Genomic DNA, 24,263 nt, shown 5'->3' with positions numbered 1-24,263 from the left:
TGAGCATCATACTGTACCGATCGGTATGTTATAGTGCCCAGTAAATATATCTCACGGTTACTCTTGCTGTCAACAATAATATTTGATTTCACTCGTTATATTTTAATATTCCATCTTCTCTTATTAGGATAAACCAACCTATATTTGACAAAGTAAACGGTAAATTATAAAATTATAATATACTGTTCGGTACGTAAATAGAGACAATTGGCAGTTACCTACAATCGGGATCATTGAGCAATAAAGAAAAAATCAAGTAATGAGAGGTATTCATAATGGCAAGAACCCGCGAATTTGACGAAGAAAAAGTATTAGATGCAGCTATGCAACTATTTTGGGAGAAGGGATATGAGGCTACCTCATTAAGCGATTTAACTTCCAGAATGGGCATTCAACGCCCCAGTATATACTCTGCCTTTGGAGACAAAAAAGAATTGTTCGAAGCCGCGCTGCGCAAATACACGATGTCCCGTGCTTCCGATGTACGAACTAGACTTCAAAACCATTCATCTGTAAAAGAAGCATTTTCCACTTTTTTTGAAAATGTGGTTGCTGAGGAATATGCAGAAAATCCTAGTCGGGGCTGCTTTTGCATCAATACAATGGTCGAACTTGCGCCTCATGATGAGAGATTTGAAATTCTGACAAGGGAACATCAAATGTACCTATCGGTCATATTTCAAGAAACCATTGAACGAGGTATACAATCAGGTGAGCTCGAGACCCATACAGACGCAAAGTCTTTAGCGCAGGCGCTAATCATAGCGTTAATAGGACTAACCGTAATGATGAAGTCTCGTCCACAGCGATCATTTGTTGATAATGCGATAAAAGCGACACTTACATTGCTTAAGTAATTCGTAATAGAGCGCGATTTCACCGATCAGGCATCAAGCAATATCGATGCCTGTATCGAACAAGGAGAAGACCATTGTCGTCACATCTTCCTCCAGGCTGTTAATGATAACGCTTCCTCCTACGCGCCTTATTCAGACGATCCACGATCACCTCGCTCCAAGAGCTGAAGGATTTGAACATGCTTTCAACCGATACGTCTCTAAGCTTGCGAGCATTGGAAAAACCGACTGTCGCATAGTTCTTCCTGCTTCTCCTTCTAGCTCAGTGACATGGATTTGGCTCTAAACCAACGATTAATTACGTTTATGGCAAATTTAAAGGACACCATGTCGGTGTCCTTTAAATTCTTGTATGACATATTGCAGGAAAATTTTTCGCCTTTGGTTGTTCATAAACAAAGTTACACCTCAGTGCCTATATCCTGAATCGTTTGTAGGGACGAATTCCAACGCCATCGCTGAAAGTATCCTTGTAGATGCACCCCGCCATACCATTCATCTATCCCTTTCTTCTCGACCCAGTCCTCATTTCCATCCATAACGTTCTTTCCAAACCCCGTTAAAACAACATCACTGTTTTGAAATGGTACCGATGATTCGTTATAAGCGGGAAATACCTTTAAGACGCGGATATGTTCAAAAGCTTGCCGATCTCCTTGTTTTGCGTCTTCAATACAATGAAGCATGCTCTCCCCCGCTCCTTTCTTCCGTATTATATAGAAGTGCCAACGGAGTTCTCAAAGGTTACAAATACGATTCAAAAAAATTCATGTTTCTGTTTTCACCGTACAAGCGTGCGCTACTTTATTCTTATCCCTATGTTACCTAATTGCTCCCCCTGCTGCATTCGGTGAAAGGCTTGAACTGTGTCATGTAATGGATACACACTATCAATAATAGGACGGAGCGAGTGGAGTTCCATAAATTGAAGCATAGCATCGAACTCTTCGCTGCTTCCCATTGACGTACCAATGATACTAATTTGAGGAAAAAATATGGCCCTCATCGGAATCTCCAATTGGTCTCCGGAGCTTGCTCCAAACGTGACGATACGTCCGGTTGGCTTAATAATATCAAAGTAGTGTTGGAACGTAGCAGGCCCAATGCTGTCGAGGATGAGGTCCACGGTGTCCCCACCCATACTGTCCTTCCAATTGCTATGACTGTCAAATGCATGTTCAGCTCCATATGCAAGTGCTGCTTGTCTCTTCGCTTCACTACGTGATGTGACACTGACTCGTGCACCTGCCGCCGAAGCCATAAGCATGGCATAAGTTGCAACACCTCCACCAATGCCAGGAATGAGAACATGTTCACCTTGCTGTAAGCGGCCTCTCGTGAACAGAGCCCGATAGGCCGTTAAGGCGGACAAGGACAGCACGCCCGCTTCTTCCCAAGACAGGTAAGATGGCTTGCTGACGACATTTTGTGCAGGAATGATAATAGACTCGGCGAATGTACCATCTGAAGGACCGCCTACAATGGCTAGAACGGACGGAACATTGTGGACAGTTTCCCATCCGATACACGGATTAATGATTACATCGGTACCTATTGTAAGATTGGATACGCCTTCTCCTATTGTTTCAATTCTGCCTGCACCATCCGAGCCGATAATCAATGAGGCATCTCGTTCTGTTCTATTTGCCATGAGGAACAAGTCCCGATGGTTCAACCCTGCAGCTTTCAGCATCACTTTCACTTCTCCGTAGCCCGGCTGTCTATCAGTGACATCTTCATATGTCAAACCCCTCAGCCCACTCATGCCCGCATGTACGATTGCTTTCATCCTGTTTCCTCCCTTAAGTCGTTTTTCGTGAATCTATATTGAATTGTACACAGAGGAAATAATTCAGTAAAATGGATAAAATCGAATGTGACTATCATAAATAATCATACCAAGCAGGTGACATGGAAATGGAAAGCGGAGATTTGAAAATATTTCAAGCCGTCGCTCGCGAGGGCAGCATAACGAAGGCCGCGCAAGTCTTGAACTATGTACAGTCCAATGTGACCACCCGGATTCAGTACCTTGAAGCTCAGTTGAAAATACCTCTTTTTCGTCGATCCAATCGGGGGATGACATTAACGCCGGCAGGAGAGAACTTGCTGGATTATACGAATAAAATTCTGATTCTGATGGACGAGGCTGTGAAATCCACACAATACTCGGAACATCCTGCTGGTCCTCTCCGGTTAGGTTCTATCGAGACGACAGCGGTCATTCACCTGACTCCTCTACTGACCGAGTATCACTCGCTATATCCCGACGTCAATCTATCGCTCATAACGGGTGCAACGCATGGTCTCATACAAAAGGTGTTGGATTACGAACTAGATGGAGCCTTTGTCTATGGACCAATTAACCATCCAGATATAGGACATGTCGCGGCTTTCGAAGAGGAGTTGGTGCTTATTTCGAAACCCGGAAAGAGCGACATGCGCGAATTGCTTACGAAGCCGATGTTGTTTTTCGATGTTGGATGCACGCATCGCACAAAGGCTGAGAGTTTCCTAAGTGAAAAAGGATTTACTAACTATCAGATTATGGAATTTGGTACGTTAGAAGTGATTTTAGGTGGGGTATCCGCTGGCCTCGGCGTGTCTATGCTACCACAGTCGTCGATTGCCAAGGCGGAAGAGGCAGGAATAATCGCTTCCCATCGCCTGCCTGAAGGGTATCGGGATTTGCACGTATGGTTTGTTCATAGAAGTGACTCGATTTACTCCACTACGTTGTCAAGTTTACTGCGATTGATTACACAAAATGGTACGGTGCTTTGAACTCAAGCGTTTCTCAAGATAAATACCATAACCCAGTAAAGACACTAGAGCATCTACTATTCTTGCTTGGTTCTATAAAGCGATATTCAAGGACCTCCTTTTGAAGACTGCTTCAAAAGAGTGATGCGATTCTAGAGGCTCGCTCTTGCCCCCCACTTGACCTACACCTGAAATCATAAAAAGAGGCTCTCCGCTGTAACAGCGAGAAGGCCTCTTTTGTCATTTCACTTTAAGATGGGCGTTTCCCTTACTCACGATCAAAGAAAAGAAGCAAGGTTACCTCCACACTTTATGTTAATTGTTAAAGAGCCTGAAACAGCTGCTCCCCTTTTGTCTGGATGTATCTATACATCACACTGCATACCGCCATTATCATTATTCCAATGCCTAACAAAATGAGATTGCCATTTACATGGGATAGAATAAGCGATATACCCAATGGAATCACTAGACTGATGAAGCCAATCAACATGGACACTATGACCGATGCACTTTGTTTTATCACCGTAACTTCGCTTGTCCACACTAGGTTAGGAAGTTTCAAGTTGACAATAACTCCCATCATCGCTGAATAACAGGCATATATCAATGGGATAACAAGCAATAGCAAGCTTTCAATCCATCCAGTACGCAACGATATCATGAGCATCACACAACTGATAATCGAGATAGGCATTGTGATGGTGAGATTCACCGCAACTTTGCTAAGCAGTATGTTTTGTTTCGATACAGGTGAGCTTTTTAGTATCCATAAATTGTTACCTTCAAGAGAAATGGAACTTGACGTTGTGCAGCTTAAAGTTACGAACAAAGAAACGAACAGTGGAGCCAGTTTGCTCAGGTAATCGGACAATTGCGGGATTTCTATCAGTTGCCCAAGTTTCTCCGAGCTAATAAACAATAAAGAAATCGACATCACGAGTAAAAAAATCATGCCAATACTCGTATTCAGCACATATAAGGAAGAACTAATGTATCGACGCAGCTCCTTCTTATAAAGTGCACGAAAAGGTGATGATGTTTCTAGTGGTTTCATTATATATTTGCTGCTTGCATGAGAGGTCGTTAAGCCTGTATGAATAGCTTTATATCTTGTGCCAAGTACAGTGGTAAACAGCATAAACGCAAGCACAGATATCGCAATAAATAATAGCAATGAACCAATCTCATACGAGCAAACGGCATCTACATACATGGCTGCAAGAGGGTACAGCTTAAATATCATATCTGCCAATTGTGTACTCATATCAGCAAGTACCTGCTCGTTTCCATTGATACGAAACGAACCAATCATAACACCAATTATTACGACAAAGGTTAATATGAGGCTGATCATTCGACTCGCTTTAAAACGGGAGGAGATCCAGCTAATCAGTGCGCCAATTATGGTTGCAGCAATGATGGGTAGTAACGGAATAAACAAGAATGTAATCAGAAAAAACGGAAAATATAACGCTCCAGGATTCACTTTTATTGCATAAACTACTCCAGCTGGCAGCATCACCATCAAAGCAAAGAATAAATTCAGCACATAGAGCTGAAGAACACGACTCGCTACAACATGGCTTGTTTTGATAGGCAACGACATGACCAAGTCGTAGTCTTTAAAGCCAAATAATACTCCACTTGCTTTATAGATCGTTGTAAAGAACCCGATAATAGAAGTTACAGCCATCATAATGGCAAGCAGCAGATCCATACGGCCTATTTGTTCAAAGGTCCGTGCCATCATGAAGCTGTATCCAAATGAAGCCACTGCCATCATGACCACACCTATTAGAATACTTATGCTCAGCAGAAGTAATTTGCGTCTTTCCTTACCATCGCGCGTATGCAATGCTTTATTCAAGCCAAATGAAGAAAGTAACTGTACCTTCGTTAATCTCCATATATTAATCATTGTCTATCAACTCCAGGAACACATCTTCAAGGCTGTTGTCACCTTTTACATCTTCTGTCTTGCCATGGGTCATCAATTTGCCCGCTTTAATGATCGCAATCTTATTGCAGAGCTTTTCTGCCACATCCAGTACATGGGTTGAGAAGAAGATTGCACTACCATTGCTGCACAGATCTACCATGATTGTCTTTAACATGTGAGCAGCCTTTGGATCAAGTCCAACAAAGGGCTCATCCAGCACTAACAACTTTGGTTTATGAATGAGAGCAGAGATGATAGCGAGCTTCTGCTTCATGCCATGAGAATACGAGGATATCATATCACCCAAATTGGCTGTAATCTGAAAATCATCGCCGTATTTTTTAATGAGTGACTCACGATCTGCTTTGGATACGCTAAAGAGATCGCCAATAAAATTTAAGTACTGTATGCCGGTAAGATGATCGTATATATCCGGGTTATCAGGAATATACGCAGTAACCGCTTTGCAGGCAACTGGATCTTTCTTAATCGAAATGCCGTCAATTTCAATATCCCCTTCTTCAAAGTCAAGGACACCAACTACTGCCCGGATTGTCGTTGTTTTTCCTGCACCGTTATGTCCGATAAAGCCGTAAATATCGCCCTTCTCGACCACTAAATTCAAGTCGTTTACTGCCTTTTTACCACCCTTATAGCTCTTGGTAAAATGTTTTATTGTGAGCATCTTCCTTCACCCCTTCTTTGGCGTATATAGAACTTTGAACAGCGTCATATCTTCTTCCCCATACGCTTTTTCTAGTAGAATAACTATAATACGAATAGCCTATGCTGAAAGTTCATTTGTTGTGGAGATTTATCCAAATACCATCTATATGAGTAAGTACATGGCCATTTGTGTTCCTTACACCTTATTGAATTCTCGGTCCAAACAACACCTGCGAGTTTTGGTATTACCATTATGATCAATCAGGCGAGAAATTGAATACGATTAGCATGAGCCCGTTCTAGAACGGGCTACACCTACAAAAGAGGCTGACCTATACGCGTCCCTCCATCAAGCGCATCGCAGTTTGGCGCTTGATGGAGACGTGTTACGGTCAGCCTGTTGTATGTCGCTTTCCATCACTTTAAATCCCCGTTTCCCGTTCATAAACCTATATCGAGATTATTTTACACCTGTTTATTTTCTATGATCTCAACAAATTTCGTTGAAGCTGGTGATAGAGACACACTTTTCAAAAAACATACTCCTACATTTCTCTTTGGTATTGCTTCATTTAATTGTACTTCATACAATAATCCTTTATTTAAATACTCTTGGGAAAATTCTTTCGTCACACATGCTATTCCTAAATTTATTTTAGCAAACTCCAATAATAAGTCATGTGAGCCTAATTCAAATTCCGGCGAAATCTGTATACCTCTAATTATCATATAATCCTCTACATACCTTCTGGAATTTGATTTCGTTTCAAGTAATATTAATGGCAGTTTTACTAATTCATCGAGGCTTAATGGCTTAGATAATATATTCTTGTATTTCTCCCCACAAACAAAAATATCATGAATATCAATACATGGTCTTAGTTCTAATGTAGAATCATCAAGAGGTAAATTACAAATAGCAATATCAACCTCTCCTGATTTTAATATAGAACAGAGCTCTAATGTTGTACCATTAACAATCTTAAACTTAATATTCGGATATTCATTATGAAAAGCCTCCAGATATGGAAGTAAAAAATATCTAGAAATCGTATCTCCTACACCTATCTTTAATTCCCCTGTCGTTAAATTCTTAAATTCTAGAATCTTTTCTTCCCCAACATCAATTAAATTAATAGCAGAATTGACATATTCAAATAGAAGACTGCCTTCATTTGTTAAAGATACCCCTTTAGGCGTTCTATTAAAAAGGCGTATATCTAATTCTCTTTCTAATTGCATGATCGCCTGACTAACAGCTGGTTGTGTCATATAGAGATCTTTGGCTGCCTTAGAAAAGCTTTCACTTTTTCCTACCTTACAAAATACTTTATATAAATCTAATTTACTTATCATATAAGCACTCCTTATACCTATCATTCGATATATTCATTTTACTTATATCACTCAACCGATGTATATTACAAGTAGGTAAGTAATTTGTATAAACTTTAGTCCTTTTAAGGAGCGATTATATTGGAAAGAGTAGTTGGAACCGTTGTTCGAGGTCTTCGTTGCCCCATCATAAATCAAGGGGACAGCATAGAGGAAATCGTTGTAGATAGTGTGCTAAAAGCTTCAGAAGTTGAAGGCTTTAAAATTAATGATAAAGATATCGTTACTGTAACAGAATCAATTGTTGCTCGCGCTCAAGGTAACTACGCTACGATCGATCATATTGCTAAAGATGTTAGTTCAAAATTTGGTGAAGAAACGGTTGGAGTCATATTCCCTATCTTAAGTCGCAATCGTTTTGCAATCTGTCTCCGTGGTATTGCAAAAGGCGCTAAAAAAATTGTTTTAATGTTAAGCTATCCATCTGACGAAGTTGGTAATCACTTAGTAGATCTAGACATGCTTGATGAAAAAGGAATTAATCCTTGGACAGATGTTCTAACAGAACAACAATTCCGTGATCATTTTGGATATAATAAACATCCTTTTACTGGTGTTGATTATATTGATTATTATAAATCGTTAATTGAAGAATATGGTGTTGAATGTGAAGTGATATTCTCAAATAATCCAAAGACCATTTTAGATTACACAAAGAATGTTCTGACTTGTGATATACATACAAGATTCAGAACGAAGAAAATATTAAAAGCCAATGGTGGGGTCATCATTTATAGCCTCGATAACATATTATCAGAGTCTATTGATGGTAGTGGATGTAATGAAGCTTACGGTCTGCTAGGATCAAATAAATCAACTGAAAACAGTGTTAAACTGTTCCCACGTAATTGCCAACCTATAGTTGATACCATACAACATATGCTCAAAGAAAAGACTGGCAAAAATGTTGAAGTCATGATTTATGGAGATGGAGCATTCAAAGACCCGGTAGGTAAGATATGGGAACTAGCTGATCCAGTTGTATCACCAGCTTACACATCAGGACTTGATGGTACACCTAATGAAGTAAAATTAAAATATCTTGCTGATAATAACTTTGCAGATTTAAGAGGCGAAGAACTTAAACAAGCGATATCTCAATACATTAACAATAAAGAATCCGATCTTGTAGGATCGATGGAAGCACAAGGTACTACACCTAGAAAACTTACTGATCTTATAGGTTCTCTATCCGATTTAACTTCAGGAAGCGGAGATAAAGGTACGCCGGTTATCTTTATACAAGGTTATTTTGATAACTATACAAAATAATATTAAATTAATTAGATGAGTGTATATAAAAAAATAAGCAATGCTAGCTTTTACTAGTATTGCTTATTTTAGTGCTATCCCCCAAAGCAGATACGTTCCCCCGCACTATAACCCTAATTACTCATCCAAATATAAAACGATCGCAAATAGTTGTGAATGTGCTTCTTGGATTTCCCTTAACGAATAACCTAATGATTTGGTGTCTTTAATAAGCTTAATCTTCAATAGATAATCGTCCGTATATACACGGTAGCCATTCGCTACCCGACGGGGAGCAATGAAAGCTCGGTCTAGTCTCATTGATAATGTGTAAAAGGATCAGAAGGTGATCGTCTGGGGCCATAATTATCATATTCGGAAAAACAATTCAGCCATGGAAACATCTTTTCAGATTCTCCCTTAGCCATTTATCTACAAAGTTTCTTCCTTATGATTGATAAAAACCATTTTTAAAAAAATGATACCATCCATCAATTGTTTCTATTGGCGAAATATCTAACTTCTTCATAATTTCCCTTGTAAATTCTAAAGAAGCCGTACCATTAGCCGTAATGATATTGTCACTCGAAACTGTCTGTTGTTCTATGAAATTTGCGTCCCCTTTATAATTAGGAGCAAATTTCTTTAAATAATCCAATGAATTTCCAGTGTGAGGAATGTTGTCTAAATAGCTATGTTCTGCCAAAAAGGTTGTTGCATCACATATAGCGGCTAAGGGGATCCTATCCTGTATACATTTTTCAATAACTGGAGTAATAGCTGAATTATCTTTCCAAGTTGTACCACCGATTAAAATTAACATTTCAAACTGGGAGGGTATACTGTCTATATTATAGTCAGGAATAACAGTAAATCCGCCCATAGATTTTACATTGTCGCTATTTAAAGAAACTGTGCTTACTTTGCATTCGCTTTCTGGCTTATTTAGTTCAGCACTTATATAACCAGCTTCCCAATCAGCATATCCATTAGAAATAAAAATCAAAACTTCCTTTTTCATATCGTAACACTCCTTTTAATTTGATTATATAGCACAAAAGATGACAACAGCGTGTCATCTTTTGTATTGCTCTTGCATTTTATTTATTCTATCTGTAACCTCTGTTTTTATGGATTGTGGTTTTATAACTTTGACCTTATCCTGCAAACTAATAATTAATTCAACCGCCCAATTCGTATTAGAAGAATAGAAGATAATATATTTACCATCTTCCGTAAAATTTCTTGCTCCTATCTTATCAATTAAAAAATCTTTATCTAACGCTTTGTATTCCAAAACTATCTCTTGCAATGGGTAATTCTTTGTTTCTCCAAAATAATTATCTTTATGACTAAAATCCATAGAAATATCTTTTGTTGGCATAGGCGTAAATACTTCTTCAATATATTTATATGATGAAATTCTATTGATTTTAAACAATCTAAAATCGTGTTTCTCTGTGCAAAAGGCATACAAATACCAGTCGGTATATTTAAAGATAAGTTTATAGGGTTCAATTGTGCGTATGCTATATTTATTTTTCGAATGGTATTCTATACGGATTCGATTCTTTCTCAAGATGGCTTTTTTAAAATCATCCATCATTGTTTGCGTATATCCATCTGAATACCAAGTCGATAAATCAATAACTACATTGCTTTCCATCAGCGCAATATCTTCAGTGTTAGGAGATATTCTTGTAATCAATCGTTCGATGATATCTTCATTTTCAAAACTTTGGAGTATTTTTAATCCCATCACAATATTTTGCATGTCATCCGTTGACAGAATGCTTTTATCTAATTTGTAGCCTTCTAATATTCCTATGCCCCCACCTATCCCTGGATATGTAACTATTGGTATTCCTGCCATGTTTAAAGTTTCAATATCTCTAAAAATAGTACGTTTAGAAACTTCTAGTTTTTCGGCTAGGTCGTTAGCGGTTATCTTCTCATTGTTCAATAGTATATTTAAAATGCTTAACATGCGGTCAAACTTCATAATATCCCCCGTTCTGTTCTTTTCTATAGGTTCAGTTTCTAACTCACCTAACTTACTATTAACAGGTGGATTATATACTAAAGTCACAAACAATTCTCCGTAACATTTGCTACCTTCAATAAGTGCAGAGCGACTATACCCAATATACTTTATTTCCTCTCTTTTTGTTGGTAGGTTTGTACGAGAAACCCTTGAATTATCACCGAGAAAATCGAGGGAAATGCTGTCATGGCAAGGATTTTTATGTTTTATAGTTTTAGATAAATTGAGAAAAATGCTTTGGGGAAAGCAAAAGCCGAGAGAAATGCAGGAGTGGATACCTGGATTTCTCTCGGCTCAGCGGCAAACTTTAAGTGTTCAGTGGTAGACTTTCAGTGATATCATAACCCGATTTTTTTATTTCCGCCAAAAAGTTGAACAGTCTGCCTTATCCAAAATATTAAACTCGATCATTTTCTCAAGTAATGAGAAATCAACCGGACTATCCCACCGGATACGTACCAACTGCTTGGTGTGATCATAGCCAGCCTGCACAATTTCATCAGAAAAATGATTAATCCCTGCACTTTCAGGGGCAACAGCCAAATGATGTTTGGCTACACTAAAGCCAATAATAAATGTGTCGTGATCGGTAAACATAGGCTGATTCCACGCAATTTTTGGCTTTAAATTTGTAAATTTCCTAGTTACCCAAGCCAAAACTTCTTCCGTTCGGTCCCGATGTTGTGGGTTATCAATATGCGCTAAATATTCTGCAAAAACTTCCATGTCGTTCTCTCCTAAAATAAAAAATTATTTTTGAACGATGTAATTTTTCATGCCAATACGCCATGACATCAATTACACCATTCGCAACCTCATTCGTATCATCATCAATATGAATTAAATCGCCATCTTCCACATCTTCTAAATTTAATGCCTTACTACAGGCTCCTCTGTTTCCTTCTTATCTGACACTTAGCTAAAGATGAAATCCTGCGAATTCATGAGCCTGAGTGAGAAAAATAAATCATATTGAGGGAGTTTAACTGATTGTTCCTGCATCTTATGATTAATTTTGTTTAACGTTGGAACTGAATACGCTAAACACGTCACCATCCCAATTACCGAATCCATCATATTTTACGTTGACCGACTTCTGCTTTTTGAACCGATGGCACAATTTAATATCATTGATATTTATCGTTTTTGCTTCTTTCAGTTTGATCACTTCAATGACTAGTTTGTTACCAACAATTAGTTGTGCAGCATGACTAAATTGTCTGTTTGGATATCGCTCCAAAATATTCTACAACCACCTCACGGAATTCCAGAGCAGCCCGCGAAATGTACCGACTCTTGTGCCATAATAAAGCTATCTCCCGTACCAGTTCGTGATTCTCTACTTGGAGATATTTGATGTCTTCCCGTGAATTCCTTGCCGTGCCTGGTATGAAGGCTATGCCAATTTCGGCTTCTACAAGAGCGCTAAGCCTTGCAGGTTCATCCCCCTCATACACATATTTAGGCACAAATCCAACCGATTGGCATACAGAATCTATTAAATCGCGAGTTCCATAACCACTCTTTACACCGACAAACCATTCATCCCTTAGCTCCGTCAAGGAGACGCTGCTTCGATCTGCCAGCCGATGCCCCTTTGGAACGGCTACAAGGATTGGATCGATCAACACGATTTGACATTCGATGTCATCCCCTTCTATAGGAGGTGAGGACAAGCAAAAATCCACCTCTCCTCTATCAAGAAGTGTAACCATTTCCTGCGTGGTCAGCATTTGCACATGAAATTGAATATCGGGTCGCTTTTTCCGAAACTCGCGAAGGATATTTGGTAATGTGCTAGCGGTAGTCACCGCTAATTCAAGTGAGTTATGTTCCGGGCTGGATAAATCGCTAAGCTCCTGTTTCCCCTGCTCCAATTCAAACAAAGCCCTTTCTGCACGGCGAAGAAATCTGCTTCCGAACTCATTTAATCGCAGCTTTCTCCCTACACGATCGAATAAAGGGACCCCCAGATCCTCCTCCAAGCGCTGAATCGTTTTGCTTAATGATGATTGAGTAACGTGCAGATTTCGTGCAGCTTCGGTCACATGTTCCAAACGAGCTACCGCGAGGAAATATTGCAGTTGAAGAAGTTCCATTTCGCACCTCCATTCATTCCTTCAAGTCTATGAGATCATAACATGAAATGCGTTGGAATGAATAATCGATTTCAAGTACGATGACATTAATAAGCTTTGGGAGGATTCAAAATGAGTGTTCGCAGCAGGTGGTTAATGATTTCAGTTGGTCTAGGGATACTATTGAACCCTTTAAATTCTTCGATGGTTTCTGTTGCCATTCCAGGTCTGCAAAATGTGTTTCAACTAGACTTTACAGGTGTTTCCTGGATTATCTTTTCTTTTTACATTGCAAGTAGCATCGCTCAACCTGTCATGGGAAGGGCCAGCGATTTATTCGGTCGCAGGAAGATATTCCTTACCGGGCTTGTTGTAGCCTTCATTGCATCATTATTAGCTCCGTTATCACCAAACTTCGCGTGGCTCATCATGTTCCGCGTTGTGCAAGCCATCGGAACAAGCATGATGGTTGCCGTTGGAATGGCCATTGTACGAATTCATATTACGGAAAAACAAGCGACAGCGCTGTCTGTTTTGTCCATATTCCTATCCGGAGCGGCAGCAATTGGACCCTTTATTGGTGGGGTCATCATACACTGGTGGGGCTGGCCTGCTATCTTTTTCGTCAATATTCCATTCGTGGTAGTAAGCTTTCTATTATCTTGGAGGAATATTCCTAAGGACGAACCGTCAACATCCGTTGCACCGGGCATGTCCCTTCGTAAATGGTTTGATTTGATGGATGCGTCAGGAATCCTACTTTTCACAGTAGGTCTGGTTGCCCTACTCGTTGGATTACTCTCAGCAAAGTCATCTGGGCATATCTCATTAGGAAATGTCATTGTCTTGCTGATAGGCCTCGTTCTACTTGCGGCTTTCGTACGACATGAGTTAAAAGCGACGTCACCCTTTATTCCTTTACGCACATTCGCCAAATATCCTGCGATGACTTGGGTTAATGTGGAATTTATGCTCGTTAACGTACTTTATTACTCGCTCTTTTTCGGGCTTCCGTCCTACTTGCAAATGGTACGCCATGTCAGCGAATTCCAAACAGGGATACTTATGCTAACCCTAGGCCTCTGCTCGCTAGTTACTTCTCCAATAGCAGGACGATGGATCGATAAATCAGGACCAGGGCCAGCATTGCTGGTGTCTGCAATTCTGATGACATTTGGCTCGGTGTGGCTCGTGACATTGAATCAAACTTCACCGGTTATCAGCGTGTGTTTGGCTTTGGCTGCATTCGGTATTAGCAACGGGTTGAACAATGTAGGTATGCAAGCAGCTATGTTCCAAAGTTCTCCAAAAGAAATAATAGGTGTAGCATCCGGATTATTTAATACATCAAGATACCTTGGAACCATTCTCTCTTCATTGTTAATAGGTGTCGTAATGGGAGGTAAGTTCAGCTTCGAGGGATTTCAAGTGCTTGGGATTATCCTCACGGTAATTGCATTGTCTTTGGTATTCATGAGTCGGCGGCGCCGGGAGTCAGGGCAATTGCAAGAGTCGTAGGTTCACCAAGTTCAAATCTAAGAACCTACATCATTAAAACAAAAAAGCCGCGATTTCCGCGACTTCATAAGCGTATATGTTCTTGTCCTGCGACAACTACGATTCACTTAAGAAAATCGACACCCGCCCTCAAATAAAGAGCGCGATGTCGGCTTTAAACTTAACGACCAAACTCCTTGTTGAGTAATTTAATGTGAGCCGCAGTAGCGTCCGGTCCTACCGAGTTGATGGCCGTTACCAAAATATGCTTCCCACCTAGAGGTCCGAAGGCTCTCGTCTCAAATCCGAAAGTACCGCCGGCATGCCCCCAATAGGATTGCCCGTCCGGTGTTTTCCCTTCAAAAATCCCTAGTCCGACTTTACCCATAGGTGAATCTACTGTTGTGAGCATCTGGTCCATCATCTCTTGATTTAGTAGCTTTCCGCCTAACAGCGCACTGAAGAAGGTGGTCAAATCTTTGACGTTTGATACTATATCTCCGGCTGCATTTGCCCAGGATTGATTCATTTCAGTCAAATCATACAAATGACCCGATCTATCCATATTATATCCCGTGGCATGCTTACTCGGAATATGGGAGCTATTCTCCATGACGAACGTCTCCGTCAGCCCGAGCGGTTCGATGAACCGTTTCCTGATCTGTTCCGCATACGTATCCCCGGTTACCTTCTGAATAATTTTGCCGGCAAGTATCGTATTGACGTTGGAATAGTTCCATCCCTTCCCCGGTGCATATACAGGCGGCTTTGCAAGTGCCAAGCCGATAAGATCGTCGACGGAATAGTAACGGAAAGGATTTTGAGGCAAGATTATATCCCGCAAATTGTCATCCGTATAGCTCGCAAGCCCGCTTGTATGGTTCAATAACTGACGAATCTTGATATTGTTACCGTCATACCCGTTCCCCTTTACGACGCCTGGCAGCCATTTTTCGACTGAATCATCCAGACTCAATTGTTTCTCCTCAGCCAACTGCAATACAACGGAAGCGGTGAATGTCTTCGTGATGCTTGCTATACGGAATGAAAAATCTGGTTCTACCCGGCTTGGTACTTCGTAACTGGCTGTACCTGTAGCGTAGGACCAGCGTCCCCCATCCTGCAGCCCGCCAGCCACGACACTTGGGACGCGTTTGTTTGTTACCACTTCATCCATGACGCGTTTGACATCTTCCCGATGCTTGCTTTTCTTTTCCTTTTCCGTGAGTTCTTTTTTGGGTTCGCTTGCGAACTCCGATGCTATAATATTGTCAATGTGTTTAACCGCATCTCCCAGTACATTGATATTGATCGAGATGACATGCTGACCGTCTTCCGTTCCGCCCGCAAAGTTGGTAAATCCGGGAATACCGCCGCCATGTCCCCATACGCTGGTGCCGTTAGGCAGCTTTGTTTGATGTATGCCAAGTCCATAAGGCCCAAATGGAGAATCGACTGTGCTAGTCAGCATCTCCTTCTTCATCTCCGGTGTCAACAGCTTGCCGCCAAGTAAGGCACGGAAAAACGTCGTTATATCTTCCCCTGTCGAGATCATTTCCCCAGCGGCATTAGTAAATGATGGGTTAAGCAGCGTAATATCTACTAATTTATTTCCCGTGTCCAAGTAACCGCGGGCATTTTTTTTCGGAATATCCATCGAGTTGCCTGGGAGGAACGTTTCTTTCAATTGAAGGGGTTCAATAATTCGTTTCTTAATCTGCTCCGCATAGGTTTCCCCAGTAGACTTCTGGATAATGAGACCCAAAATCGCGTAATTTGTGTTCGAGTATGACCACCCTGTTACTGGCTTTAGCCCCACACCGATGGCGACTAACTGTTCAGCTGTATAATTTTCACCTGGATTCGTGAGTAATTTCGTTCTAAGCTCTGGCGTCAAGTAGTCTGGAAGTCCGCTTGTATGATTCAACAATTGACGAATCTTAATCTTATTGCCGTTGTACCCATTGCCCTGTACGAGCCCCGGCAGCCATTTCTCCACCGTATCATCAAGGGACAGCTTCTTCTCCCCGGCAAGCTGCAAGACAACCGCAGCGACAAACGTCTTCGTTGTACTTCCGATTCGGAATGCGGAGTCGGCGTCCACTTTATGGTTTCTTTCGATATTCCCTTCACCGGAAGCGTAGGACCAGCCCGCATCTCCATTCTTCACAGTAACGATAACACCTGGAATATTGTCGCTATTGGCAGCTTTATCGATCGCTTGATAGGTTGCCGTGTGACCCGCTGCATGCAGTGTGCCATAAGCAGGAAATACCGGTGCAACCGCCAATACCGCTGTTAACGTAAGTGCAACTCTTTTGTGCTTGATGAATGATTTCATATGCATCGCTCCTATTATTTTGGAATGTTGTGTTGATTCACTCCTTCACCTTACCTCCGAATTTGTAAAAACGGCTATTGATGAAACCGCCAAACTTTTGATGACATCGCCCTTAAATCTGTCACATCAGCCATATGACAAATCGTCAATATCTCATGTGACGTGCTTCCTGCAGCCAGGTTCCCAACCGTTCCCCCTCTTTCGCTTGACGAGTCAAGATGTAATGGTGCATGATAGGGTCTGAATCAATAGGAAATTGATTATCAAAAAACATACAAGCAGGTGTGCATAATTCGTGTTCTCTATCATGAAGAAATGGTTCTGGTATGATTGGATACTTGTAGCCATACGAACAATTTGGCTGGTCATTATCGCAAGCGCTGGTTTTGTCAATCCGTCCTTGATCACTGGGTCGCTTGGGTTTGTACTTTCTTTTGCTCTCGTCATTTACCTCGTTCCATTCATCGTCCGCTATAGAAAAGAAGCTTGGTATCTTCCTATTGAAGTCATGGCAACGGGCTTTTTTTATCTTTATTTAGCCTACGCAGCTCCAGAACTGCTATGGTCATTTGTCTTGCTCGTGATAACGATCGGATTGGCGAGCAGTCGAACAACTTATGTGTGGACAGGGATCCTCTGTGGAATCGTATTCCCGGTATTGAACGGTTGGATCGCTGATCGTCTCCCGTTTGAGTTCATCGTTAGCTGCAGCCTAGGTTTTGCCATCGGCTTTGCGTTCAATATCTTAATTCAGTCCCATCAGCAAGCCCGAATCATTCAAGAGCAGAAACAGCTACTGGAGCAGCATATTAAGCGGATTGAGGAGCTTACGCTGCTGGAGGAGCGCAGCCGACTGTCACATGAGCTGCATGACACGATTGGCCATTCGCTTACCTCGCTTATCATCGGTGTCGAATCGCTGCGATCGACCGTACCGAATTCGCAGTTCGAGAGGATTGATTCGCTTGTCGGTATCGCTCAGCACAGTCTGGTTGATATCCGAAAACATCTGCACCAGCTCTCTCATGCTCCGCTCAGCCATTCGTTAAGTGAGTCGTTACAGCAGTTAAGCGAAGAGTTCATGAAGTCGACAGGTACAACGGTCAAATTCCGTGTGATCGGCAGTGAGACCCTCGTGACGCAAAAAATAAACTTTTGTCTACATCGCTGCCTTCAAGAATCTCTAACCAACGCAGTTCGGCACGGTCAAGCGAACGTGATATCTGTTCAGCTGCATTTCGATAGTCAGCAACTCCGGTTACAGATTGAAGATAACGGCATCGGCATGGAAGAAAACCAATTCGGATTTGGGCTGGGTGGGATGAAGGAACGGCTTGAACAATTTCACGGCACACTGTCGATACATTCCGGGTTTATCATCTGTCATATTCCGTTGCAGACCGAGCCTGTACATGACGCGATCCGCCTGCTGATCGTTGATGATCAGGTGATCATAGCCGACAGCTTGAAGCAGATTTTGGATCAGCATGCTGATTTTATCGTCGTTGGTACGGCAGGTGACGGGCGAGAAGCATTAGAACATTGTGAGCGATCCCAACCGGATATCGTGCTAATGGAAATTCGTATGCAAGGAATGGGCGGGCTTGAAACTTTACTCGAGGTAAAACAACGATGGCCTCTAATGAAGGTTGTGTTCATGACAACGTTCGAGGATTCCTTGCAGGCAGCAACTGCATTAGAGTGCGGGGCGGAAGGATACATACTGAAGTCGACTCATCCCCGAGAGATGAAGGAAGCCTTAAAACTTATTTATAACGGAGGAACCTGGATCGACCAATCGGTTGCGACGCGAGTTTTCGAAGAGATGAAGCGTCAACGTGAGCAGTTGGAAAAGATCGGCTCAAGTCCGGAAAACTATCCGTACGGGCTTACGAAACGCGAGATAGAAATTCTGAGTCATCTGTCAGACGGACTTCGCTACAAGTCGATCGCTGCCAAGTTATTTTTATCGGAGGGAACGATCCGCAATTACTGCTCGATTCTCTACTCGAAGCTCGGCGTCAACAACCGCGAAGAAGCAATAAAGATGGCGCGAGCGAAGAATATCGTGTAGATGGTACTCGACTCGACTACCTGATGTTACGGGCCTTAAGGAAAGAAATCTATGAAATAGACATTATTCAATTCCCCTTCACCCCTTAATAAAATATAAATAATATGGTGGTTTTGAAGGGGATTCAAGATAAAGTTTTGTTTTAACTTAATAAAATGAGCAGACTGCGGTAGCCTGCTCAACAATATTTTTTATACAACTATCGTGCCCCGTGGGATGCTGCTCGTTAGAATTCCTGTAGAGCGATTAATTTGAGCTTCGCAAAAAAACGAGCGCCTCGATACGTTGGATTTTGCGCCTCAAATCGATGTTATATGACATTTTCAACATTAGCGACCACAGCTCGACAACTCGGATAAATACCCTCTAGATGTAAGCCCAGTATAAATGTTTATAACGGCATTCGTATTTTTACACTGCTCATCAGTTGTGCCCTTATATAGGTATAGAATTTATTCTACAGGACTGTCTTCTCTGTTGTTAATACAGAAAAGGCTGTCCTTTTTTTCACACCCGCTTTTTATACACCCACATTGCAAAGAAATATGATACGAGCAAAATCCCGACGCACCACGCAAGCGCGACCCATATATCATTGCCCACTGGCTGACCTGACAGTAGCGCACGAATGGCTTCCACGATCGAGGTCACCGGCTGGTTTTCGGCAAAGGCGCGAACGACCGACGGCATCGACTCGGTCGGCACAAAAGCTGAGCTGATAAACGGAAGGAAGATAATCGGGTAGGAAAAGGCGCTTGCACCATCCACCGTTTTTGCGGTCAGTCCGGCAATCGCCGCGACCCAAGTTAATGCCAACGTAAACAGTGCGAGTATGCCGGCTACGGCAAGCCATGACATGATCCCTGCCGATGAACGAAAGCCCATAATCAAAGCTACGAGAATGATGACGACAACCGATATGGCGTTGGATACCAGCGAGGTCAGCACATGCCCCCACAGTAAGGTAGAACGTGAAATCGGCATGGTGTGAAACCGCTCGAATATGCCCCGTTGCACATCGGTAAACAGGCGGAAGGCCGTATAGGATATACCGCTAGCAATGGCAATCAGAAGAATACCGGGCAACAGATAATTCACGTAGTTATCCGTTCCGGTGTCAATTGCACCGCCGAATACATAGACGAACAGCAACATAAACGCGATCGGCATGATGGTGACCGTGATAATGGTGTCCATACTGCGGGTAATATGGCGCATGGAACGTCCAAGCATGACGCTCATATTACTGAAAAAATGTTTCTCTATCCGCTCCATTTACTTTCCCTCCTTGTTGCCGATGATTGCGAGGAATATTTCCTCCAAAGTCGGCTGTTTCTCAACATACTCTACCTCTGCGGATGGGAAAAGCTGTTTCAGCTCCGAGAGCGTGCCGCTGGCGATAATCCTGCCCTCGTGCAGAATGGCAATTCGGTCGGCAAGCTGCTCAGCCTCCTCCAAATACTGCGTGGTTAGAAGTACCGTCGTGCCGCCGTCGGCAAGCTCCTTGACAATCTTCCAAACCTCGATGCGCGCCTCGGGGTCAAGCCCAGTGGTCGGCTCGTCGAGGAATATGATCTGAGGTTTGCCGACAATACTCAAGGCGATGTCGAGCCTGCGGCGCATACCGCCCGAATAAGTAGAAACCCTGCGGTCGGCGGCGTCTGTCAGGCCGAAGCGTGCAAGCAAATCGTCCGCAACCTGACGCGGATTTTTGAGGTATCGTAGCTTGGCGATCATGATAAGATTTTCCCGTCCGGTCAGTATCTCGTCTACGGCGGCGAATTGTCCGGTCAGACTGATCGCCTGCCGCACATTGTCGGGCTTTGACGCAACATCGAATCCGTTGACGGTGGCGGTGCCGCCGTCTTGTTTGAGCAGCGTAGTGAGGATTTTGACAACCGTTGTTTTGCCCGCCCCGTTGGAGCCGAGCAGGGCGAAGATACTGCCCTTTTCCACCTCGAAATCTACGCCCTTTAGGACTTGATGCTGCTTGTAGGATTTTTGCAGTCCAATGACTTGAATCGAATTATTTTGCATAACTTCCCCCTCCTTATCGAACAGTAACCTTGGACAAATCGGCCCCCATGCCTTTAAGCGTAGCATAGGTCAGCTTATCCATGACTGCGCCGTCAAAGCAGATGGTTTTGATAGCACGGTAATACTTATTGGTCAACGAAAAATACGCCTGAAAAGACACATTCTTGAGCGTAGCGCCCCTAAACGAAACATCGTTTATTGCCGACTTGTCAAACTTAACGCCGATAAATGTTTGCCCGTCAAAACGCAGCCCGCTCAGGTCGGAATATTTGAAGACCACGCCGTCAAAGATACAACCTTCAAAGGTTGTTTTTCTAAGGTCGGTCTTGGTTAGCGTGACGTCGGTCAGTTTTACGCCTGTGAATTTTGCTCCGTCCAGCCCCGATATGCTGAAGTTGGTGCGTACAAGGATCGATTTATTGAAGCTTGCATTCGAAAGATCATTGGCGGATAGGTTGCAGTCGGTCAGATTTGCGCCGTCAAAATTGGCTTCACGTATGTCGCTGGTCTTAAACGAACTGCCGGTCAAGTCTGCGCCCGCAAAGTCGGAACCGCGTAACGCGCTCGATGTAAAATTTCCTTTATGCGCAATAACGCCCGCAAAGTCGCTCATTGGCAGGTTGCTCGCGCTAAAGTTTGTCAGTACCTGCCGTTCCAGCGAGCGGGAGAGGTTAGCCACCTCTTGTACCGTTTGCTCAATGTCGCCGATGCTATCAATGGTCATCTCAAAAGCCGTTTCATCGTCCTTGCCCTCGGCTTTGAGTTCACGGTACCGCTCCTGCAAATCGGAGAGCAGGTCAATCTTTAATTCGGTAACGCTTTTTACCCCATCGTAAGGTGCGAAAACGCCGTTCAAATAGTTGGTCAATTTCTCATTCATACATCAACTCTCCTTATAATAAGTTTTCAAGCACGCGCTTTGCGTACTCCCAATTGCTTTTGTTGCGGGCGTAAGCATCCTTGCCCTTTTCGGTAATCCTAAAATATTTACGCCGACCACCCTGTGATTCATCGCCCCAATACCACTCGATATCACCGTCGGCCTCAAGCCTCCGGACGCTCGAATACATGGTGGCTTCCTTTAATTCATACTCGCCGTCTGAGCGCTCGGCAATCAGCTTGACAATCTCGTAGCCGTAGCGGTCAGCTTCGGATAAGAGCCGTAAAATCATCGTATCGGTATGTCCTCGCAGCAGGTCGGATGTAATTTTGTTCTCACTCATGTAATCAACCTCCATGTTTGTATAATACGACACACTACCATGACTGTCAAGGTAGTGTTTCAAGTTGAATACTTTGATTGAAAAGTAAGATATAAATTCATAACCGTATCTAACGGATACATTCTCTTTTTCGAGCTTAATCCAATCATGAAACAGATTACTGACTGACAGAAAAATAGGGAGCAGAAAGACAGGAGCAGCGAGTAATTTCCTGTCGGCTGGTAATTATAAGTTTCGAGAAATCGGCGTCCTGTTTTTATTCTGCTTCGGAGATGATGATCGCCCGCTCAGCATTTCCCTTTCCGATCAAGCATTATTTGTCGCTGAAGGAGTAAGTCGTGGAGAAGTTTCTGCGTACATGAAACCAGACAGTGTAAAGAACATAAAAATACCGATGCCCACTCCGACTTATACATCGGTGTAGGCATCGGTATGAATGTAGTAATCTGCGCAATTTAACCTTCAACTTCCGAGCAGTCCTTAAACCTGAATACCAGCTTGCTATCCGACATCGCTGTGACTGTATCAACCGCCACCGCCTACAGACGCTCTTTGAACTCTTCAATGATCAGTGGGCGGGATTAGATTTCACTAATGAAGGTTTCGAGTATCAGGTAGCTTTAGCAATCAGATACCGCTGGCGAAGGCATCACCCGTGGATCTGGAGATTAATCGTCTGGCCATTGCTACCATCGGCTTTCCAGGTTTTACCATTAACCTAACGGCGAACGATAGTTAAACATAAAGGATTCCACATATTAGTCATGCATAATATGTAGAACCCTTTATTTTATTTTCTTAAGTGTTATAACAATGTGTTGACACAAAAGTAATTAGGAGCCATACTACATATATGAACAACAATAATAAAGTAACGAATGACATTGACGCTATTCCCTCGCTTGTACAATCCAAGCGGCAGATTGATCGCTATAACCTAGACATAGACGCACAGGCTATACTCGTCGCGTCTAGGCTAATGGCAGCGGGAGCCAAGCTTGGACATGCCTCGGAGATTCATTTCTCTAGATTCGGTTTATCAACAGGGCGATATCGTTTATTGGCAGATCTTGAAGATAACGAAGGAGAAGAGTTGCCTTCGCAATTAGCGGAGCATCTAGGCGTTACACGTGCTACAGTGACTGGTCTTATCGACATTCTTGAACGAGATGGCCTAGTATCTCGGCGATCAAGCTCAGACGATGGACGTCAGAGATCGGTTATTTTGACGGAGGAAGGCGCGAAGAAGCTCCGTGAAATGGCTCCTGAGCATTTCGCTCGGCTGGAGGCCATGGTGGGCTTACTCAATATCGAGGAGCGCAGCGTATTTCTCGACCTGCTAGGCCGAGTTACACAAGGCATCTCAGCACTTACGGGCGAACTAGGCTCGGAAACCAAAGGGAAACATCAGTAATGAGTAGAACGGGCTAGTGAAGCTAGCCTATTTTTACTCTTATATAGTTAGGTTCCTAATCATTATATTACTGAAATGAATCGCAGAACTATTTAGAAAAGTAAGGAGGAGTAACTAGATGAACAAAATGAACTACCCGAATCAGATAGATGGTGTTTACGGCATCAAGGCTGCTGGTTCCAAGAAAAAGACTTTTGTACTATGGCGTGAAGTTGTAATGGCCTATGCTGCTCCTGCGATCATGGCAGGTATTGGGGGCTTGATCTCTGCCGACAAGGGGCTCCAAATAGGGGCCTTAACCACAATCGGTGGAACATCGGCCTTGGTGGCTTTGATTCTTGGCCTTTGGTTGCGCAGCCGAGGAGGCCGTAAACGATGGATCATCGGCGCACCTCACTTGGTTGTGGTAGGGATGTTCGCGTTGGCCGGGGCTTTGTTGGGGCTATTCGCCGCATGGGTGACATCAGATTTACTGGGAATTTTTATTCCCATCGATCACTTGGCCTGGGTCGGTCGTGTCTGGATCGATTTCCCGTTGTCTGGATTCATAGCAAGCACGATAGTGACATGGCGGTGGCGTCTTGCCGTCACAACTAATTTTTCATCCAAAAGGAGAAGATAAAAATGATAGTTATTATGGGAGCAACAGGTACGATAGGCAGTGCGCTTTTGGAACGTTTG

23 protein-coding genes and 1 pseudogene are annotated in these 24,263 nt (G+C 42.8%); 8 read left to right on the top strand and 16 right to left on the bottom strand.

Annotation, left to right across the window (positions count from 1 at the left end; all coding sequences use genetic code 11):
- The first annotated feature begins 275 nt into the window (after window positions 1-275).
- Window positions 276-857, top strand: coding sequence for a TetR/AcrR family transcriptional regulator (locus PGLA_RS11665; RefSeq protein ID WP_068532812.1), 582 nt, complete (start codon window positions 276-278; stop codon window positions 855-857).
- 46 nt (window positions 858-903) lie between these two features.
- Window positions 904-1,143, top strand: a complete 240-nt coding sequence (locus PGLA_RS27945) for a hypothetical protein (protein ID WP_161487876.1) — start codon at window positions 904-906, stop codon at window positions 1,141-1,143.
- A 115-nt stretch (window positions 1,144-1,258) separates the two neighbouring features.
- Here PGLA_RS27945 and PGLA_RS11660 read toward each other — a convergent pair whose 3' ends face one another.
- Window positions 1,259-1,543, bottom strand: coding sequence for a hypothetical protein (locus PGLA_RS11660; protein WP_068532806.1), 285 nt, complete (start codon window positions 1,541-1,543; stop codon window positions 1,259-1,261).
- A gap of 113 nt (window positions 1,544-1,656) precedes the next feature.
- Window positions 1,657-2,646: a zinc-binding dehydrogenase gene (locus PGLA_RS11655; RefSeq protein ID WP_068532803.1), complete on the bottom strand. Its 990-nt coding sequence runs from the start codon at window positions 2,644-2,646 to the stop codon at window positions 1,657-1,659.
- Window positions 2,647-2,774: 128 nt separating this feature from the next.
- Here PGLA_RS11655 and PGLA_RS11650 point away from each other — a divergent pair, with 128 nt between their 5' ends.
- Window positions 2,775-3,641, top strand: a complete 867-nt coding sequence (locus PGLA_RS11650; protein ID WP_068532798.1) for a LysR family transcriptional regulator — start codon at window positions 2,775-2,777, stop codon at window positions 3,639-3,641.
- 301 nt (window positions 3,642-3,942) lie between these two features.
- On the opposite strand, the gene PGLA_RS11645 is transcribed toward PGLA_RS11650, so the two are convergent.
- The 3 genes from PGLA_RS11645 to PGLA_RS11635 form a co-directional block, all read right to left on the bottom strand.
- Complete coding sequence (locus PGLA_RS11645; RefSeq protein ID WP_068532795.1) at window positions 3,943-5,541, bottom strand: putative ABC transporter permease subunit; 1,599 nt, start codon at window positions 5,539-5,541, stop codon at window positions 3,943-3,945.
- Window positions 5,534-6,247, bottom strand: a complete 714-nt coding sequence (locus PGLA_RS11640) for an ABC transporter ATP-binding protein (RefSeq protein WP_068532792.1) — start codon at window positions 6,245-6,247, stop codon at window positions 5,534-5,536. Before PGLA_RS11640 ends, PGLA_RS11645 begins: the two co-directional genes overlap by 8 nt.
- Before the next feature lie 446 nt (window positions 6,248-6,693).
- Window positions 6,694-7,584: a LysR family transcriptional regulator gene (locus PGLA_RS11635; protein ID WP_068532787.1), complete on the bottom strand. Its 891-nt coding sequence runs from the start codon at window positions 7,582-7,584 to the stop codon at window positions 6,694-6,696.
- Window positions 7,585-7,704: 120 nt separating this feature from the next.
- Here PGLA_RS11635 and PGLA_RS11630 point away from each other — a divergent pair, with 120 nt between their 5' ends.
- Window positions 7,705-8,895 (top strand): coenzyme F420-0:L-glutamate ligase, encoded by a 1,191-nt coding sequence (locus tag PGLA_RS11630; protein ID WP_068532785.1) that lies wholly within the window; start codon window positions 7,705-7,707, stop codon window positions 8,893-8,895.
- Between the two features lie 162 nt (window positions 8,896-9,057).
- On the opposite strand, the pseudogene PGLA_RS26740 reads toward PGLA_RS11630, so the two are convergent.
- The 6 genes and pseudogenes from PGLA_RS26740 to PGLA_RS11605 all read right to left on the bottom strand — a co-directional run.
- A pseudogene (locus PGLA_RS26740) lies at window positions 9,058-9,195 on the bottom strand (MerR family transcriptional regulator); the annotation flags it as partial.
- A gap of 127 nt (window positions 9,196-9,322) precedes the next feature.
- Window positions 9,323-9,895, bottom strand: coding sequence for a type 1 glutamine amidotransferase family protein (locus tag PGLA_RS11625; protein WP_068532782.1), 573 nt, complete (start codon window positions 9,893-9,895; stop codon window positions 9,323-9,325).
- A gap of 54 nt (window positions 9,896-9,949) precedes the next feature.
- The gene (locus PGLA_RS11620) at window positions 9,950-10,963 is read right to left on the bottom strand and encodes a helix-turn-helix transcriptional regulator (RefSeq protein ID WP_084410973.1); all 1,014 of its coding nucleotides are present in this window, start codon (window positions 10,961-10,963) and stop codon (window positions 9,950-9,952) included.
- Window positions 10,964-11,272: 309 nt separating this feature from the next.
- The gene (locus PGLA_RS11615) at window positions 11,273-11,644 is read right to left on the bottom strand and encodes an iron chaperone (RefSeq protein ID WP_068532779.1); all 372 of its coding nucleotides are present in this window, start codon (window positions 11,642-11,644) and stop codon (window positions 11,273-11,275) included.
- 283 nt (window positions 11,645-11,927) lie between these two features.
- Window positions 11,928-12,158 (bottom strand): hypothetical protein, encoded by a 231-nt coding sequence (locus PGLA_RS11610; protein ID WP_068532776.1) that lies wholly within the window; start codon window positions 12,156-12,158, stop codon window positions 11,928-11,930.
- Entirely contained in the window at window positions 12,130-13,017 is an 888-nt protein-coding gene (locus PGLA_RS11605; RefSeq protein ID WP_068532773.1) for a LysR family transcriptional regulator, read from the bottom strand. The genes PGLA_RS11610 and PGLA_RS11605 overlap by 29 nt, the downstream gene beginning before the upstream one ends.
- Window positions 13,018-13,128: 111 nt before the next feature.
- On the opposite strand from PGLA_RS11605, the gene PGLA_RS11600 reads away from it, so the two are divergent.
- The gene (locus tag PGLA_RS11600; RefSeq protein WP_068532769.1) at window positions 13,129-14,514 is read left to right on the top strand and encodes an MFS transporter; all 1,386 of its coding nucleotides are present in this window, start codon (window positions 13,129-13,131) and stop codon (window positions 14,512-14,514) included.
- Between the two features lie 160 nt (window positions 14,515-14,674).
- Here the strand turns inward: PGLA_RS11600 and PGLA_RS11595 are convergent, their stop codons facing one another.
- Window positions 14,675-16,834 carry a serine hydrolase domain-containing protein gene (locus tag PGLA_RS11595; protein WP_068532766.1) on the bottom strand — a complete coding sequence of 720 codons (2,160 nt, stop codon included), beginning with the start codon at window positions 16,832-16,834 and terminating at the stop codon, window positions 14,675-14,677.
- A gap of 295 nt (window positions 16,835-17,129) precedes the next feature.
- Between PGLA_RS11595 and PGLA_RS11590 the strand changes: the two genes are divergently transcribed.
- On the top strand, window positions 17,130-18,908 hold the full coding sequence (locus tag PGLA_RS11590) for a helix-turn-helix transcriptional regulator (RefSeq protein WP_068532764.1): 1,779 nt from the start codon (window positions 17,130-17,132) through the stop codon (window positions 18,906-18,908).
- 507 nt (window positions 18,909-19,415) lie between these two features.
- Here the strand turns inward: PGLA_RS11590 and PGLA_RS11585 are convergent.
- The 4 genes from PGLA_RS11585 to PGLA_RS11570 are packed head-to-tail and all read right to left on the bottom strand — an operon-like array spanning window position 19,416 to window position 22,168.
- A complete protein-coding gene (locus PGLA_RS11585) occupies window positions 19,416-20,183 on the bottom strand; it encodes an ABC transporter permease (RefSeq protein ID WP_068532761.1) in 768 nt (255 codons plus the stop codon).
- Window positions 20,184-20,945 (bottom strand): ABC transporter ATP-binding protein, encoded by a 762-nt coding sequence (locus PGLA_RS11580; protein WP_068532759.1) that lies wholly within the window; start codon window positions 20,943-20,945, stop codon window positions 20,184-20,186.
- 13 nt (window positions 20,946-20,958) lie between these two features.
- Window positions 20,959-21,825: a pentapeptide repeat-containing protein gene (locus PGLA_RS11575; RefSeq protein ID WP_068532756.1), complete on the bottom strand. Its 867-nt coding sequence runs from the start codon at window positions 21,823-21,825 to the stop codon at window positions 20,959-20,961.
- A gap of 13 nt (window positions 21,826-21,838) precedes the next feature.
- Window positions 21,839-22,168, bottom strand: coding sequence for a PadR family transcriptional regulator (locus PGLA_RS11570; protein ID WP_068532754.1), 330 nt, complete (start codon window positions 22,166-22,168; stop codon window positions 21,839-21,841).
- An 853-nt stretch (window positions 22,169-23,021) separates the two neighbouring features.
- On the opposite strand from PGLA_RS11570, the gene PGLA_RS11565 reads away from it, so the two are divergent.
- Together PGLA_RS11565 and PGLA_RS11560 are read left to right on the top strand one after the other, a co-directional pair.
- Window positions 23,022-23,582 carry a MarR family winged helix-turn-helix transcriptional regulator gene (locus PGLA_RS11565; protein ID WP_068532751.1) on the top strand — a complete coding sequence of 187 codons (561 nt, stop codon included), beginning with the start codon at window positions 23,022-23,024 and terminating at the stop codon, window positions 23,580-23,582.
- 118 nt (window positions 23,583-23,700) lie between these two features.
- Window positions 23,701-24,204 (top strand): hypothetical protein, encoded by a 504-nt coding sequence (locus PGLA_RS11560; RefSeq protein ID WP_211269534.1) that lies wholly within the window; start codon window positions 23,701-23,703, stop codon window positions 24,202-24,204.
- The last annotated feature ends 59 nt before the right edge of the window (window positions 24,205-24,263 follow it).

Origin of the sequence: Paenibacillus glacialis, from assembly GCF_001637205.1 — a bacterium.
GTDB lineage: Bacteria > Bacillota > Bacilli > Paenibacillales > Paenibacillaceae > Paenibacillus_AQ > Paenibacillus_AQ glacialis.
Note: the sequence above shows the minus strand (reverse complement) of the source record. Positions and strands in the feature narration are given on the sequence as shown.